We start from the raw sequence: 14824 nt of genomic DNA, 5'->3' as shown, positions 1-14824 counted from the left end.
TTTAATATTCAATAGAAGGATTGTCTTTTGACGTAATGTGCATAACAACATCTTCAAATTCACGTCCTGTTGTAACACCTAATAACAGGCTGTCTACTGCAATTGTGATTGAATTATCATTATCACCTATTACTGTACATCCAGAAAACTGCCGTAAAACATACTCCTTCAATTCATTTAAAAATCTTTTATTGCTTTCCATGAATTCTGCATAATCTTTAAACTCTTTATTGGCATATTCATGTAAATCAAAATCAATTTCTACCTCATCGATTTTCCCTTTGAAATAATAAATAGTTACATCAGCAAGATAATTGCTTACCATATCATCAGATTCGAAACTAATGTATTTACTTTCCTCTACATCCAGTGCTTCTATTTTTCTGAATTTATTTAATAATGTTTCAAAAGAATCATCTATATCAATGGTTAAGCCATTATCAAAAACAATTTCTTTTTTTGATATATTCATTTTAACCTCCTCAACGTTTCTGCGTTCTCCCAGCTGCTGGTTTTCTTGCCTCAACGGTTTGTACTGCTGTATTCTGCCGTACTATTTCTTTTCCAACAACAGTTTTAGGTTCTGTATTAGAAATAGCTGTATTAATATCTGCACTGTCTTGAATCACTGTCGCTTCTTGAATTGTTTGCTTCGAATAACCATATGTAAGATCTGGCCTTGCTACAAAGCCCCTATTCGGCTTATTCTCAAATTGATTATTTTGGTCTGCAACATTAACTCCATTGGCATCCCGCTCCTTTTTCAATTGCTGATTTATGCTATTCCATCTTTCTGTAGCTTCATATCTTCGTGATTTTTGCAATTGTTTATATTCTTGTGGTGTCATATCCTTTCGCGAGATTTCATTATATCCCTTACCTCGCTCAACACTATATGACTCATCAGGGTTATGTTTAAATACCCCAGCTTTTATAGCCTCTCTGAAAGTATTCGGATTAAGATAATATTGATGTCCTCCGCCTGGGCCATGCTGCTCATTTCCATATACTTCACCGTAAGCAACCTTTATTTCTCCTGATGGTTTTCCATCTGGGGCAGTTAACTTTTCATATAGTTTTGGATTATCTGTTTTTAACGAATCAAGCTTATTGAAATCAACATCATAAGCTGAAACATGTGAATGAGCCTGTATCTTTCCTGAATTAGCGTTAAACTTAGACAATTTTGTCTGAAGCTTTCCATCTAATTCATTTGTATTTAACACACCATTATGTAAACAACTATCAATTGTCGCTTTATCTGTAAAAAATCCACTAGCGTTTTCTTGACTCGCCCAGTCTTCTGTCCAACCTGCAGCATACAGTGTAACTTTTTGATTTCTATCTAATACTCCATTTTGAAATCTGTCATGCCCTGCGTACGATTTATCTAAACCTATATTTGTAATACGTGGTCCTTGTGTAGCATACGCCTGGTTTGCCATTGATTCATTCATAACTTCTCACCCGCCTTTTTCATAACTCAGCTACGCTAACATCTTGATTAAATCATCGCTGTGACAAACAAATCTGCCCTCATCGTTGTCGATGAATGTGTATTTACTGTTATCAACTACCATTTGAATTCCATCGGCATTTGACACTGTCATATCGAAAAACTCATGTGTCATCTGGGCTTTGTTCAAATCTGCGAATTCCTTTAGAGCTTTTTCTGTAGCAAACAAAATTGGCAATCCCTGGCATCTCATGATGGCTCCAGAGTCATCATCAGCTGCCAGAATATGAAGTTCCTTTCCACCAACCAGACTCTTAAGCTTCTCTGTTCCAACTAGGAACTGCTTCCATACATTATTGGCAGCTTCTATAATCTCCCAACCATATACAACCTCGCCGTCGATTGTGAAAACTGTTGTATCAAGAGGTGGATTAGTAATCCATCTTTCAATTGTATGCTCGCCAACTCCCGCTTCTGCAATGGCTCTAGCATCTTCCTCCTTGGTAAAAAATGATATTGTCGCGTGAGTATTGCCAACTGGCTGACTTATTGCCTTGCCTTCTTCGGTGAGTGCTACATATAGGCATTTACTTCCATCGTACATTCTCTGAATTTTTGCAACCACATCTCTTCTTTTCTCGTATAAAAGATCCGCCGCTGCAAAGAATCCCAAATTTACAATTTCAAAACCCGGATAGTTATTATCAAACAGTAAACTAAAATATGATATGTCCGGTACTTCAAAACCAACTGTTGAAAACTCGTATTCTCCTTCCGGCAATTCACTTCTAACTGTTTCACAGAAAGCTTGTGCCTCCTCATCATTAAGTGCTGCAAAAAAAGCACTGTCTCTATTTCTAAGTAAGCCGCCATTCATAGTAACTATTCGAAGTGTTCTTCCTTCTAATTCTTTTAACTCATCCCTTGTTATAGTCTCCATAACATACCTCACTATATTTCTCTCTATAAAAAAATTTATTATTTCAGTTTCATCTTGTAACGCACATCATTATAGATTGTAACAATTCGAAACTATATTGTACATAGTTTATTCATAAATATTTCATAATTATTTCAAAACATGCTGTTAAACTGTGAATTTTCTTTGTTTTGTAATTATTTTTGATGATTAGGTATCGTGTTAATACCTTAGTGGTATTGTACACATATTATTTATTTTGTTGTCCCCTGTCAATAGTTTTTTGTAAAAAAGTAGTAAAATAATAATTTTTGTACAATTTTACGAAAAACGCTCCAGAAAATACTGTCCACTTAAATGGTCCAGTACCTCCGGAGCGCTTATTTATTCGTTATTTTTAGCCTTATAATTTTTACTTAAATGGTCTATTTAGTTTTAAAAGCCCAGAACTTATTGATAAGGAAATTAATAGGAACACTTACCAAAAGATTAATGATTGGCGAAAGCATTTTAGATATACCTACAATATCTACCCAGAAAAATCCAAGTAACCAGTTAAGGAAAAGTCCTGTAAAAGAGTATGAAACATATGTCTTAAGAAGAGTCTTCCACATGTTTCTAGACTGACCCTCCTCTACTACGAATACCATTTTGTTATTCCAGTAGAATGACCAAAGAACGCTGAGCACAAAGGCAACAAATGTAGCTATCTGATAGTCTACCTTTGGAAAAAGTCCTGCCTTCTGAAGCCCTAATAAAGTACCAACATAAATAACATATGATACTACTGTATTAGTGACACCCACAATGCCAAACTTAACGAACTGTAAAGTAGCCTCATGAATCCCGTCAGTGTATTCCTTATGCATTATTTTGAATATGAATCCAAAAATCTTCTTAACAATTATATCTAATAAATCAAATGCTTTATTCATTTTAATACCTAGTTCCTTCTATATTATTATGAGGGCTACACTTTAGTGCATAGCCCTCTAGGATTATAAGATATAGAAGCATTTTAATCAATAAGTGGATTTCTCTAGCTCTCAGTCATGGCTGCAGGAAGTGGGCGATGCTTTGCCGAAAGTTCATCCACATCAATACGCATGACGCTGACGATGGAAACCATTCTCTCATCAAACTGGAAATGGTCGTGGCCAGTCTGAGTCTTCATGATAGCCTGAAGTGCACGGTCCTTCTCAGTAGGGTCGTCTATGAGATGAATCTGGCCTGTGCCCATAACACACTCATAGGCCACACCGTACTGGCATGCCATCTTACCCTCGAATGGTGTGATATTGCACTCCATTGTGAAGCAACAGTCAGAGTTCTTTTTAATGATGTCTAGCTTGCGGCCAGTGTTAGCACCGTGAAGGTAGACAATCAAATGCCCGTCTGCATCGTCATGGTCTATGCCGTAATTCATAGGCACCACGTATGGCTTACCGTCGTCCACTAGACCTAGATGCAAATACTTGCAGGTGTCTAGGATTCGGTTGATTTCATTTGTATCTGTGATTTCTCGTTCTCGTCTGGTCATGGGTCCCCCTTTTGCAGATCAATTCTATTAGCCTACAATCTCCTCATATCTAGCACTTACCTTTGCCCAATCAAGCACCTCAAAGAATGCCTTGATATAGTCTGGGCGGAGATTCTTGTATTTTAAGTAATAAGCATGCTCCCACACATCAAGGGCTACAAGTGGAATCATACCTGTGCCCTCAGAAATCGGGTTGTCCTGATTGGCTGTCTTAGAAACTGCGAGCTTGCCTGACTTGTCAGTAGAAAACCAAGCCCATCCAGAACCAAACTGTGTAGTGGCTGCTGTGGTAAGCTGCTCCTTAAGAGCGTCAAGTCCACCGAATGTATCGTCAATCGCCTGAGCCAGCTTGCCTGTAGGCGCCTTAGCTGGGCTAGGTGAAAACATTTCAAAATAAAGATTGTGATTGTAGAAGCCGCCGCCCTGATTCTTAAGGCCCTGGCGAAGTGTAGCGTCGCCAACCTTATCAAGGGATGCAAGCAACTCCTCTGCAGATAAATCTGCCATGCCTGCCTTCTCAGCTAACTCGTTGAAAGTCTTAGTGTATGTAGCATGGTGCTTGCTATGGTGTGTCTCCACTGTGAGCTGGTCGATAAATGGCTCAAGGGCATCTGTTGCGTATGGTAATTTAATCTGTTCAAACATAGTAAAACCCTCCTTAAATTGTGTTAAATAATATTTGTTTGATTGTAGCACGGATTAGGTGCAGTTACACACATTTAATTAAATAGCGGAATGAACTACGCTCCCATGCTCCACCTTGGTCCCAGCAGCCACAACAGCTCTGGCCGTAACCACTGCGTTGCATCCAATCTGGCAAAAGTCTCCTACTGTGCTGTCATGATTAAGCACAGCGCCTGCATTAATAAGGCATGACTGGCCAATAGTGCATGCTCGATACACTACGCAGCCTGGCTCTACAATGGAGCCCGCCCCGATAGCTGCATCACCACTCACATAGGCTCTAGGATGAATGATAGTAGCAAGCTTAAAATCAGCTGACAGCATCTCCACACATTTCTTTCGCACCTGAGGATTGCCTATGGCTACGATGAATTCATCATATTCTCCTACAAACTTTTTGTAGTCTGCAATTTTTCCAATTGCAAGCCGGCTGTTATCATCTAGAAAATCAGCATCGTCATATCCTGACTCTAGTGCTAGGTCCTTTATAAGACGGCCGTACTCGCCGGCGCCGATAATAAGTAGTTTTTTCATGGTGGGTTTCCTTCTATAACTTTCTATAACTTTTTGCAAATTAGATATTTCTTGGACCATCCCTATCCGCCCGCTCCGCGGCCAGGCTGCCCGACTCCACAGCCTCTCGCTAGTGCGAGCAGGGTAGGATTGTAATCGGCTAACGCCGATGTAATATCTCTTTTATTTACCGACATTGTAATTAAGATTCAAAAGTCTTGCTATTGCATCTTGCAGAACTTTAGAATAATTTAATCCCACCTTATCTGCCTCAACAGTCATCCAATATGGAACAGTACAATTTTTTCTAACAGCTCTATTATCCATCTGCCTGCGATATTCTGTAAAATCAACATCAATCATCGTTAAAATACCATCAGAAAAATCCATTACCTCTTTATCTTTTTTTGCTTTTTCCAGCGCCATTTTATAATCGGAAGGTTTTGGGAATTCTTTGCCCTCATCCTCATATGTAATTCCTAAAACACCTATCATATCCCTTCCCATGCTAATGGCATCTTCCAAACTTTCTCCTGATGTGCAATTATCCCAGTCTGGAACATAAACAAGAAAATCTTTCCCGACTTGCTTAATAAATGTTGGATATGCACCTTTCATAGTCGTCCCTCCTATTAAATCTACAGCAAATAAAAAATTACAGGCTCTATAGCCCCGCCTCTTTTAAAATTTTCTTAGCTAGTATCTCATTAATCTCCCTATGTCTAGGAATTGCAATTGTGATATCACCATTTGAATAAACATCATGATTACCACCATGCCTTACAAAGTAAAATCCAGCATTTTCAAGAGTTTTAAGTAATATTTGTAATTTCATTTTTGTTACTTCTTAAAAATGCATATTATATTACATATATTATTATACGCATATAATACGCATAGTCAATACTCTCCCAATTGATTTCTCATGAATTTATGCATCCGTCTTTAGTATAAAATCAATATATATCCTATTTTACGGATTGCTTTTCAAAAATATATGCGCCCCTATAAATCAAGAAGCGCTTTTGCGTATCCCATTATTCTCTCACGTTGCTTTGGCTCCATACTATTATAAGCAACCATCAACTCGCCCAATTCCGATTGTTTATCTATTACGTAATAATTAGTCTTTTTCCCTCTGTTTCCATCTTCCTCAATACCAGAAAGAAGCCACTCTGGTGTTATGTTAAGTACCTTACAGATAATCATGATCTTATCTGTGCCTGGATTTGTCTTTTTCTTTCGCCAATCACTAATTGTACTCTGTGGAATTCCTGTCCACTCCGAAAAGTCCTTTTGAGATATCTTCCTCTCATCTAAAATCTGAAGTATACGCTCACTTGCTGTCATACAAATCCCCCTCGCATTTCGAAAGAATAAGTAATCAGTTCTTAAATACTATTCGTATTCTTCGAATAGTACTATTTTACGTATTCTAACACCTAATAAAATAGGTGTCAACACTTTTGTCTCCACCTATTTTGTAACATTTCCGTAATGGGGTCAGGCACCAATGTGATAAAATTTAATTATTCTTCTTCCTGGAAATCGAACTCATGGAATAGAACCTTTCGACACAAAAGCAGAATTGCAATGCAAACTATTCTAATCAATGCACTAATCGGCTCCTCATGTCCCACAACCAGCGCTCTAGCGATTGCAAAAATCAACACCTCCACAATGGTGTTCATGGAGTGCTTAATCAACATTCGGATAAACTCGATAATGATGATTGCATTGAATGCTGTGACCAAAATATCATCCACATAATCATCAAATCCCAAGTCTGTAAATGCAAATACATGCATAGCCAACTGAACGTAGCTATAAACCACTCGCTAATACGAGATTTAAATGTCCTATTTTTATCGTCTCTCCGCAATCCTCAATGCGCTATCTAAATACACCTGAAGCCGTAATTTGAACTCGTCTGTCTTATTATATTCTTCCACGTTACCAATCTTAGCTATTGGTAAAAAGGTTTTACCATAAGAAAATAAAATTGGCGAATAGTCACTAGATTCGGCACAAATTATCCTATTATGATTCCTTCCACCTCTTTCACCAAGATTTATTTTAACTTCTCTTAGTGATAGCTTTCGAAAACCATGTTCAAAAAACAAAAAATTTGAATGCCCCCTTCTCGCCTCAGATTCATACACCAAACAATCTGGTTCTTGATATGCGATATCGTCTATTAATTCTCTTTCACCTTTTGATAGCTCTATATTTCTATCTAGTTTCTTCAGGATATGATTAAACTCTATTTGGTTTCCATCAATTATTTGTAATTCTTTACGGGGATAAACAGTAGGCAAAAAACTGCTTCCATCATCATATGCCCAAAATGTTAAAATATTTTTTCCTGCACCCCATTTCTTTATCTCAGCTCGTCCTGTTGCAGGGCTATCTGCCCAATATGACAACTTTTGCCCTGGAAATAATGTTGAATATCTATTATCTTCTCTACTTAACCTAAGATTTCCAGCATGTAATTCACTTATAGTTTTTCCATACATATTTGGATTAAACTCAATACATCTATAAAAGTTAAACTCGCCTGTCATAATCAGTGGCAAATTCACATGTTTTTTTATTGGAATATTTCCTGTTTTATTTTGAAATCCAATAAACATTTCCCTAGCCCCCTAATATTTCACTCATCACAATTATTAAGTTAACCGTATATAATCGAATCAAATTCAACAAATCAGCTTACGTATCTACTCTTCAATTGTCATACCTTCAATATCATCAACTTTCTTATAATCATAAATATTAGTCGCCCAACTTTTCGTTTATTGCACAAATCCACTGAATATCATCTGCTTCAAATCTATTTACAATTTTTGCAAAATTACTAGCCCCATTCAGATGATCATCAGGATTCATACCTTGCACTCTATCGCGCATAGCTTTGTAATTATCAGAAGTTATGATTGCCATCACCTGCTCTATCTGATCCGCACGACCTTTATACCCCTTTACTCCCGTATATTTCTCAATCAACGGTGCATTAACAGGTTTTGCAGGAGACTTTATCAACTCATCAGTCCAGTGCTTAGCTACAATTTGCAACGTGCAGGGATTAGCAAAAATGACTACTTCATCAGCGGCATTATCAATACCATGAAACTCATTTATCTTGTGCTTAATATCCTCATATTGCTCATAAGGCTTCTTCTCAGTATCGCAGAATACTAACACCACCTCATATGAACCATTCTGATATCTGTCCTGATAGCGAGCTGGGATATTTCCATTTCCCTCGGCATTAACGAGTGAAATATCATAAATATCATTCCATACGTGCAAATTTTTTAAACGTTCCAGGTATTTGTATTCTTCATTACCTTCGCATATTATACATATCTTATGCTTGTTAGAAATACTTGGTAGTCTATTCACCATCTAATGCAGCCTCCTTAGTATTTCCCTTAATACTCAGCAATGTTTTTATTAACTCTGGATCAGGCAATGCGGCAAAAGCACCTTTACGATATTTTTCAATGATATCAGATGTATCTCTCACCCCATTTTCAGCAGTAAAGTCTGCAAGAGAATATACATATACACCGTCATCATCCTTATCTACAAACCAGATTTGTTCCTTTCTAAACAAGCGCTTGCAATCCATCAAATTGATATCATGTACAGTAAATATCATTTGAGCATCATCATTCAACTCATTATTAAACATTGCAACAGTTGCTCTAGTAAGCTTAAAGTGAATACTACTATCTAGCTCGTCTACAATAAGAATACGCCCTTTCTCCAAAGCTTCTATTACATAACTAGCAATAGCGGCTATCTTCTTTGTGCCAGTAGAATCAAATAACATACTAGGTACATGAACACCCTTATATGTAGATACAAGTCTTATTTGCTCCATAACCTTATCAGCAAATACAAGTACATCCTCATCAGGTTTTTCATTATCACCTGCATTTACCTTTATATCATTCATCTCTACATACTCGAAATTATCCATATAAAGATCTGCATTCTTGATAAATTCTACAACCTTATCTTGCAAACCATTTTTATTCTTCATTAATTCGATAGTATGCTCCATTGGGATATTATTCATGTTAATAATATCTATCTTCTCAGCAAATCCTGTAAGAATTTGTTTCATCTCATCAACACTTGCGAACTTACTTGTATCAATCAGATGGAAAAGCACATTATTTTTAGCTACAACAGGCATCATCTGCTCTAAGTCAGTATCTATACAACTATACTCATCCTTTAATGTATCTCTCTTTAACCAACAAATCTCTTTTTCATTGTTATACTGATCCTTAAGTATTTCGCTAAATGATTCATATATATACTCTTTTTTTTCAGTATCATATTTAAAATCATATGCAAACTTTCTTCCTAAATCGAGAAATGTTATTCCTAACTCACATATCTCATTATCTGTAAATATATTGGACATTAATGTATTACCTCCGTTGAGTAAAACACTTTTCATTGCCCTAATACATCTTATAAGACAAGTTTTTCCAGAATTATTTGGACCGTAAATACCTACCGTCTTTAAAACATTAAAATTATTTTCTCTATGTACATTTGATGCAAATTTCTTATTACGCATATCAGCCTTCATAGAAAGCGAAACCTGTTCATCAAATGCATAACAATTCTTTGCTCTTACTTCAATAATCATCGCATATTCCTCCACTTTCAACTCCCTCAACATAATTATAGCACCTATTATTTTTTATGCAATCTTTTTGCACAAAAAATAATAGGTGCCTTCTATAACTCTCTATAACTTTTTATTTCTTCTATAACTCTCTATAACTTTCTATAACTTTTCCCAAAACAAAAAAGCGGCAGCCCACAGCCACCGCTCAAATCACATATTCAATTCTACAACTCCGGCGGACTACACTTGCTGCAAGGCTCATATCCCTCAGCAACCGCATCCTCCAAACTCTTCTCTATCTTGCTCTTCTTCAGATATTTGCAACCGTCCACATGGTACTTCTCCCCGGTCTTGGTCACATAAACAACCGTCGTCCCATCGGCCGCACTCACCGGCAAAGGCGGATTAAACGCCACAATGAATACCAGCGAAAAGATTACAGCACAAAACATCTTTGCTCGATTCATCTCAACCACCTCCGTGTAGTTAGTACGCAACATTATAGGAGGTAGTTGTTATATAAATGTGAACGTGGGTCATTCTACCATTCCAAGCAGCCCGCTCCGCGGCCAGATCTCCCCGACTCCCGCGACCACTCGCTGATGCGAGCAAGGAGGGATTGTAATCGGCGGAGCCGATGTTTTTATAACCAATCATATTTCTTTTATACATTAGCTTCTTGCAACTTTTTATTTACATCTTTAAATCCAGTTAATTGTTTAGGGTTAGCATCCTTTAAGTAGAGCGACATAATATTTACACTAATTTCTGGAATACATCGTGGCATTCTATTCATGTATAGTAACATTGATGCAAGACACTTCTCGCCTCCTTCATAAAAAACAATAGCCCTCTCATCACTCCACGATATATACATGTCTGGCCTGTAATTATATATCAGCACTCGATTATTAACCAATAGGAGATCAAATTGTTCAATGTATGGCACCTTATTTTGTATATAATAATCAGCAATTTTACTTATTAGCGATAACAAATTTTTATATGTTTCATCCACAAAAATAATCGCAGGGATAGTATTTGCGCACTCTATTTCTTCTGCTTTTACTCTATTTGGAAAAATAATACCATTACGTAATCGTCTTAATTTTTTTACGCTACGTATCTGCTCAAGTGTTCTTTCTATTTCACTCTTGGATTTTAGCTTCGACTTAACCTCAATAGCAAAATCCACACCATCCGCAAGAATTATTGAAGCACTATTATTCTTAGAATCCACTGTATATGGATGCGATGGATTAAGAATAATACAATCGATTGAATTGCTTCGTATTCCTCTTGTATCTACAATATTCCCTTTAACAATACGATTCGGAAACGGAAAATACTTTCTAAAAAAATCGCGTACATATCCTTCGCTTCTGTCAGCCACCTCTTGCGGAGTCCCCTTTCCCTCCAATCGTGTTTTTTCAAAAGATAACGAAATTTCCTTAGATTCCATATTTAATATATCTTGTAAATTCATATTCATAAAATCCCCTTTGATAACCATACATTACATATTTAATATTTAGTTTACTCTACTCTTATCATAGTTTCATAAGAAAAATATTCTTCCATGCCTTCATAATAAACATATTCAACAATTGTCTTTTTCATGGTTCTTATCGCAAATTGATTTTTCTCTGACGCCGGATAAATAATAAATATTTCTCTGCTTTCTAAATTAACTTCCTTCTCTAATGCTTCATATAAAGCATCCAAGTAATCACTTGCAAACTGGCCAAAAACACTTGTGCTTTCACTATATACTATTGGATAAGGAATAAAAAATATTATATTTTCGTCTGGCCTGTCTTTTTCTATTTGCATTTTCATTATTTGATATAACTTTTTCTCTTTTATATAGTTGCGATTGCACCGATGCTCTAAAGGTTCGTATATTGATTCCTCTTTGAGAACATTTAACCATCCCATTACATCAGCTTCATGTTTTTTTCCGTTTGTCAAAAGTTCGATTTGCCATGGTTCAAACGGTAGTTTAGCATCAAATTTAATCTTCGATTCAAGCGCTATGTAATCACACTGTCCTTCCGATTGTTCAGTCACTCTTTCATATTTCTCTTTAAATATTTTCCTCGACAAATTCATAATATTTAACACATGAATTTCATAGTTCTTTTTTTCGAATAATTTAATTAACAATTTATCATATTCGCAAATCGTGTGAGTTACCATACTTTAACCTCCTTTTATTATTATAATAGTATCCAGTTCATATTTCTTTAGTAAACGGTAAATCATCCGTACCTTTCTAAAATTTAGCCGCGCCCGCAGGCGCGACAATTACTTCACTGGTTTTCTACATTCACTTGGAAGTTCATCTGACCAAGGAAGTAGTTTATCCATAAAACTTCTATCTGTATCATCCAGATGCTCTGGGATTACAGTAAGAAGATATTTGAAATACTCATAAGGTTTTAGGTTATTAGCTTTTGCTGTTTCGGCAATGCTATAAGCTATAGCACTTGCTTTAGCTCCGGAGATTGTATCAATCATCACCCAGTTTTTCTTTCCGATGCAGAATCCGCGGATTGACTGCTCAGCAGCGTTGTTATCCATAGGGACTTCACCATCTTCAAGAAAAACTTTAAGATACTGTTCCTGGTTGATTGAATACTGTAATCCTTTATGAGTTTTACTGTTAGCTAATACATTTGGTTCAACTTTATGAACCCACGCAAAGTAGGCCTCAACTAGAGGCTTGACAGTTAGCTGTCGATGTTCATATCTCTCTGCTGTAGAAAGGTCACTTAACTTTTTCTCCTCGCGATAGATAGCCTGAATCATCTTCAATGCTTTATTCGCAGTGCAGGATCTTTGTTTATCCTTCGATGTAGCCTTTAAGGCTTCATCGAATCGGCGTCTTGCGTGCGCCCAGCATCCCGCGATTGTCAGGTCATCACGCTCCTTTTCAATCGAGTGATAAACCTGATAGCCATCTGTAACACAGATGCCTTTGAAATCCTTGAGAAATTCTCTTGGATGATCGGACTTTCTAGTCCGTTGGTAATCATAAATTACAATCGGTTTATCCTTGTACATCTTGCCTGTACGGTAAACCCACATGTAACTCTTTGAACCAGCATCACGACCATCCTTGTTAACTAGACAAGGAGTTTCATCAGCTTGTATTACGTGATAGTCATACAAATGCTCATGAAGATAATCATAAAAGACTGCTAAATATCTGTCAGCACATTGGATAACCCAGTTAGACATTGTCTGGCGTGAAATATTAATACCAACTCTGTTGTACTCAGCTTCAATACGATATAGCGGCATCGCATTTACGTATTTAGCATTATAAACACCAGCAACAGTACTCGCTGAAGCAAGGCTATTTCTTAGTAGCTGCTTTGGATGATTAGCTTTAACCATTCGCTCTGATTTAGAACCAGAATAAACAGCCACGTGGTGTTCCTCAACTGAAACAGAAGCAGGTGTGTATTTATACCTTGTATAGACTTCGTCAGGAAGACGCTTCCAAGTTTCATCACCAAAGAAGCTCTTAAGTTCTTCCTCAGTCATTTCATGAGGGATTTCTTCAACAGGAAGACCTTTGATATCTTCTTCCTTTTTGCCTTTAGATTTCTTACGAGTGATGGTAACCGTTTCTTCATCGTCATCATCGAAGTAATCATCTACAAAGGCTTCAGCCTCATTGAAAATGATTTCACCATCCTCGATGGTAAATGACAGTTGGTTAGATTCATCAGCTTTTTCAGATGAACGACCAAAGCGCTGACGATTCATATCAGCCATCTGTTCAAGCAGAAGCTGCATCTTGTTATCGATGGATTCAAGTTGCTCCTGCTGATTTAAAAACAGCTGTATTAGCATCGCTTTGTCAAAGTTATTCAGTTGTTCCTCTGTGAATTTAACTGACATAATCGCTCCATTTCTTATGGAACTATTATAGCTGAAATGCCGTATTTAAGCTAATTTGCAGCACCTTGGCATTCGTCATAATGCCTATATTTGTACGCTTCACAGAGCTTATATATGAAAGGCTATGAATTAGCCATTTCAATTGATTTAATGGTATTTCCAGAGAAAATATGCCCACAAATGAGCCTTATTTAAGGCTTTAAACAAGAAGAAAATCGCTTAAAATTAGCGTTTCTTGGGCGCTTAAAAATTCTCTGTTTTATACAAAACTAAACGATTTCTTTAGGCTCTTTGAGTTCTGAAATCGGATGTTTAGCGACTATAGTAAAACCACTCATTAACCTTTGATACTGTTCAGCTGAAATTGCCAGAGCTTCTGACTCAGTCCTAGGCCAGGCAAAAGCACCAACCTCAAGTCTTTTATAAAGAAGGAGAAAACCATCACCTTCCCACACAAGGCCTTTTATCTTGGTTGCTTTTCTACCACAAAACAAAAACAGGGTATCCTTGTCAAAAGGATCGAGATTGAATCTCAGCTTTACAAATGATGCCAACCCATCAATACCCTGACGAAGGTCAGTGTAACCTGTTGCGATGTAAATTTTCTTAAAACTGGTGGTATCATTGAGCATGGCTTATGGCTCCTATCAGTTTTAATAGAAATGCTTCTGAAATATCTTCTGATATTTCAATCCTAGCATTACCACAGATGATTGAAGCTACACCATGAGCTATAGGTTTTGGAACTGTTACTGGTTCAGGTAATTCAACAAACGATTGCACCGGCAATTGGGGCTGCGGTAATTCTATCGTTTGAAGTTTTTTTGACTGTTGAAGTTCATCTACATATACCTCTTGAACTTTACGAAGATGATCATAAAAAGTTGGTGGTTTAATACCTTTTAAAGAACACCAGTCTTTAACAGACATACCTTCAGGTCTTGAGTTGTATTCTTGAACCTCAGCAAACCATTGTTGATAACGAAGCTCTTTCTTAAGTTGAGCCGACTTATTCATAAAGATACCTCCTGTATGTCGGGCACTATACATAGTCTACATACTATGTAAACACCCCATAGTTTATATACAGGATTATCTCAAACTATATGAACGGGTACGAGGTACCCACTATTTAACGTTTAC

20 protein-coding genes are annotated in these 14824 nt (G+C 36.9%); all 20 read right to left on the bottom strand.

Annotated features, from left to right (window positions below):
* Position 1 precedes the first annotated feature (1 nt).
* On the bottom strand, positions 2-472 hold the full coding sequence (locus tag BLP50_RS03420) for a hypothetical protein (protein ID WP_090151052.1): 471 nt from the start codon (positions 470-472) through the stop codon (positions 2-4).
* 10 nt (positions 473-482) lie between these two features.
* A complete protein-coding gene (locus BLP50_RS03415) occupies positions 483-1457 on the bottom strand; it encodes a hypothetical protein (RefSeq protein ID WP_090151049.1) in 975 nt (324 codons plus the stop codon).
* Between the two features lie 30 nt (positions 1458-1487).
* The gene (locus BLP50_RS03410) at positions 1488-2396 is read right to left on the bottom strand and encodes a hypothetical protein (protein WP_090151047.1); all 909 of its coding nucleotides are present in this window, start codon (positions 2394-2396) and stop codon (positions 1488-1490) included.
* Positions 2397-2800: 404 nt separating this feature from the next.
* Positions 2801-3310 (bottom strand): GtrA family protein, encoded by a 510-nt coding sequence (locus BLP50_RS03405; protein WP_090151044.1) that lies wholly within the window; start codon positions 3308-3310, stop codon positions 2801-2803.
* 104 nt (positions 3311-3414) lie between these two features.
* Complete coding sequence (locus tag BLP50_RS03400) at positions 3415-3915, bottom strand: pyridoxamine 5'-phosphate oxidase family protein (RefSeq protein ID WP_090151041.1); 501 nt, start codon at positions 3913-3915, stop codon at positions 3415-3417.
* A 27-nt stretch (positions 3916-3942) separates the two neighbouring features.
* Positions 3943-4560 carry a superoxide dismutase gene (locus BLP50_RS03395; RefSeq protein WP_090151038.1) on the bottom strand — a complete coding sequence of 206 codons (618 nt, stop codon included), beginning with the start codon at positions 4558-4560 and terminating at the stop codon, positions 3943-3945.
* 78 nt (positions 4561-4638) lie between these two features.
* Entirely contained in the window at positions 4639-5133 is a 495-nt protein-coding gene (locus tag BLP50_RS03390; protein WP_176753664.1) for a PglD-related sugar-binding protein, read from the bottom strand.
* A gap of 162 nt (positions 5134-5295) precedes the next feature.
* The gene (locus tag BLP50_RS03385; protein WP_090151033.1) at positions 5296-5730 is read right to left on the bottom strand and encodes a type II toxin-antitoxin system HicB family antitoxin; all 435 of its coding nucleotides are present in this window, start codon (positions 5728-5730) and stop codon (positions 5296-5298) included.
* A 46-nt stretch (positions 5731-5776) separates the two neighbouring features.
* Entirely contained in the window at positions 5777-5947 is a 171-nt protein-coding gene (locus BLP50_RS03380) for a type II toxin-antitoxin system HicA family toxin (protein ID WP_090151030.1), read from the bottom strand.
* A gap of 170 nt (positions 5948-6117) precedes the next feature.
* Entirely contained in the window at positions 6118-6462 is a 345-nt protein-coding gene (locus tag BLP50_RS03375; RefSeq protein ID WP_090151027.1) for a helix-turn-helix domain-containing protein, read from the bottom strand.
* Between the two features lie 179 nt (positions 6463-6641).
* Positions 6642-6947, bottom strand: coding sequence for a hypothetical protein (locus BLP50_RS03370; protein WP_090151024.1), 306 nt, complete (start codon positions 6945-6947; stop codon positions 6642-6644).
* Positions 6948-6977: 30 nt separating this feature from the next.
* Entirely contained in the window at positions 6978-7748 is a 771-nt protein-coding gene (locus BLP50_RS03365) for a hypothetical protein (protein ID WP_090151021.1), read from the bottom strand.
* Between the two features lie 142 nt (positions 7749-7890).
* Complete coding sequence (locus tag BLP50_RS03360; protein ID WP_090151018.1) at positions 7891-8523, bottom strand: hypothetical protein; 633 nt, start codon at positions 8521-8523, stop codon at positions 7891-7893.
* Positions 8513-9787 carry an AAA family ATPase gene (locus tag BLP50_RS03355; protein ID WP_090151015.1) on the bottom strand — a complete coding sequence of 425 codons (1275 nt, stop codon included), beginning with the start codon at positions 9785-9787 and terminating at the stop codon, positions 8513-8515. The genes BLP50_RS03360 and BLP50_RS03355 overlap by 11 nt, the downstream gene beginning before the upstream one ends.
* Positions 9788-9993: 206 nt before the next feature.
* On the bottom strand, positions 9994-10236 hold the full coding sequence (locus BLP50_RS03350) for a hypothetical protein (RefSeq protein WP_090151012.1): 243 nt from the start codon (positions 10234-10236) through the stop codon (positions 9994-9996).
* Positions 10237-10433: 197 nt separating this feature from the next.
* Positions 10434-11255 carry a DUF6602 domain-containing protein gene (locus tag BLP50_RS03345; RefSeq protein WP_143001112.1) on the bottom strand — a complete coding sequence of 274 codons (822 nt, stop codon included), beginning with the start codon at positions 11253-11255 and terminating at the stop codon, positions 10434-10436.
* A 50-nt stretch (positions 11256-11305) separates the two neighbouring features.
* Positions 11306-11968 carry a hypothetical protein gene (locus tag BLP50_RS03340; protein WP_090151006.1) on the bottom strand — a complete coding sequence of 221 codons (663 nt, stop codon included), beginning with the start codon at positions 11966-11968 and terminating at the stop codon, positions 11306-11308.
* 108 nt (positions 11969-12076) lie between these two features.
* A complete protein-coding gene (gene tnpC, locus BLP50_RS03335; protein ID WP_090151003.1) occupies positions 12077-13681 on the bottom strand; it encodes an IS66 family transposase in 1605 nt (534 codons plus the stop codon).
* A gap of 269 nt (positions 13682-13950) precedes the next feature.
* Positions 13951-14313, bottom strand: coding sequence for an IS66 family insertion sequence element accessory protein TnpB (tnpB, locus tag BLP50_RS03330; RefSeq protein ID WP_072919712.1), 363 nt, complete (start codon positions 14311-14313; stop codon positions 13951-13953).
* A complete protein-coding gene (locus BLP50_RS03325; protein WP_090151000.1) occupies positions 14303-14698 on the bottom strand; it encodes a hypothetical protein in 396 nt (131 codons plus the stop codon). The genes tnpB and BLP50_RS03325 overlap by 11 nt, the downstream gene beginning before the upstream one ends.
* Positions 14699-14824 lie beyond the last annotated feature (126 nt).

Source organism: Pseudobutyrivibrio sp. AR14 (assembly GCF_900101325.1).
Taxonomy (GTDB): Bacteria; Bacillota; Clostridia; order Lachnospirales; family Lachnospiraceae; genus Pseudobutyrivibrio.
The sequence above is the reverse complement of the archived record's forward strand: the minus strand, read 5'-3'. Positions and strand labels throughout refer to the sequence as shown.

Coding starts and splice junctions, on each gene's coding strand:
- BLP50_RS03420 (WP_090151052.1), bottom strand. CDS start 472: ATGAATATATCAAAAAAAGAAATTGTTTTTGATAATGGCTTAACCATT.
- BLP50_RS03415 (WP_090151049.1), bottom strand. CDS start 1,457: ATGAATGAATCAATGGCAAACCAGGCGTATGCTACACAAGGACCACGT.
- BLP50_RS03410 (WP_090151047.1), bottom strand. CDS start 2,396: ATGGAGACTATAACAAGGGATGAGTTAAAAGAATTAGAAGGAAGAACA.
- BLP50_RS03405 (WP_090151044.1), bottom strand. CDS start 3,310: ATGAATAAAGCATTTGATTTATTAGATATAATTGTTAAGAAGATTTTT.
- BLP50_RS03400 (WP_090151041.1), bottom strand. CDS start 3,915: ATGACCAGACGAGAACGAGAAATCACAGATACAAATGAAATCAACCGA.
- BLP50_RS03395 (WP_090151038.1), bottom strand. CDS start 4,560: ATGTTTGAACAGATTAAATTACCATACGCAACAGATGCCCTTGAGCCA.
- BLP50_RS03390 (WP_176753664.1), bottom strand. CDS start 5,133: ATGAAAAAACTACTTATTATCGGCGCCGGCGAGTACGGCCGTCTTATA.
- BLP50_RS03385 (WP_090151033.1), bottom strand. CDS start 5,730: ATGAAAGGTGCATATCCAACATTTATTAAGCAAGTCGGGAAAGATTTT.
- BLP50_RS03380 (WP_090151030.1), bottom strand. CDS start 5,947: ATGAAATTACAAATATTACTTAAAACTCTTGAAAATGCTGGATTTTAC.
- BLP50_RS03375 (WP_090151027.1), bottom strand. CDS start 6,462: ATGACAGCAAGTGAGCGTATACTTCAGATTTTAGATGAGAGGAAGATA.
- BLP50_RS03365 (WP_090151021.1), bottom strand. CDS start 7,748: ATGTTTATTGGATTTCAAAATAAAACAGGAAATATTCCAATAAAAAAA.
- BLP50_RS03360 (WP_090151018.1), bottom strand. CDS start 8,523: ATGGTGAATAGACTACCAAGTATTTCTAACAAGCATAAGATATGTATA.
- BLP50_RS03355 (WP_090151015.1), bottom strand. CDS start 9,787: ATGATTATTGAAGTAAGAGCAAAGAATTGTTATGCATTTGATGAACAG.
- BLP50_RS03350 (WP_090151012.1), bottom strand. CDS start 10,236: ATGAATCGAGCAAAGATGTTTTGTGCTGTAATCTTTTCGCTGGTATTC.
- BLP50_RS03345 (WP_143001112.1), bottom strand. CDS start 11,255: ATGAATTTACAAGATATATTAAATATGGAATCTAAGGAAATTTCGTTA.
- BLP50_RS03340 (WP_090151006.1), bottom strand. CDS start 11,968: ATGGTAACTCACACGATTTGCGAATATGATAAATTGTTAATTAAATTA.
- tnpC (WP_090151003.1), bottom strand. CDS start 13,681: ATGTCAGTTAAATTCACAGAGGAACAACTGAATAACTTTGACAAAGCG.
- tnpB (WP_072919712.1), bottom strand. CDS start 14,313: ATGCTCAATGATACCACCAGTTTTAAGAAAATTTACATCGCAACAGGT.
- BLP50_RS03325 (WP_090151000.1), bottom strand. CDS start 14,698: ATGAATAAGTCGGCTCAACTTAAGAAAGAGCTTCGTTATCAACAATGG.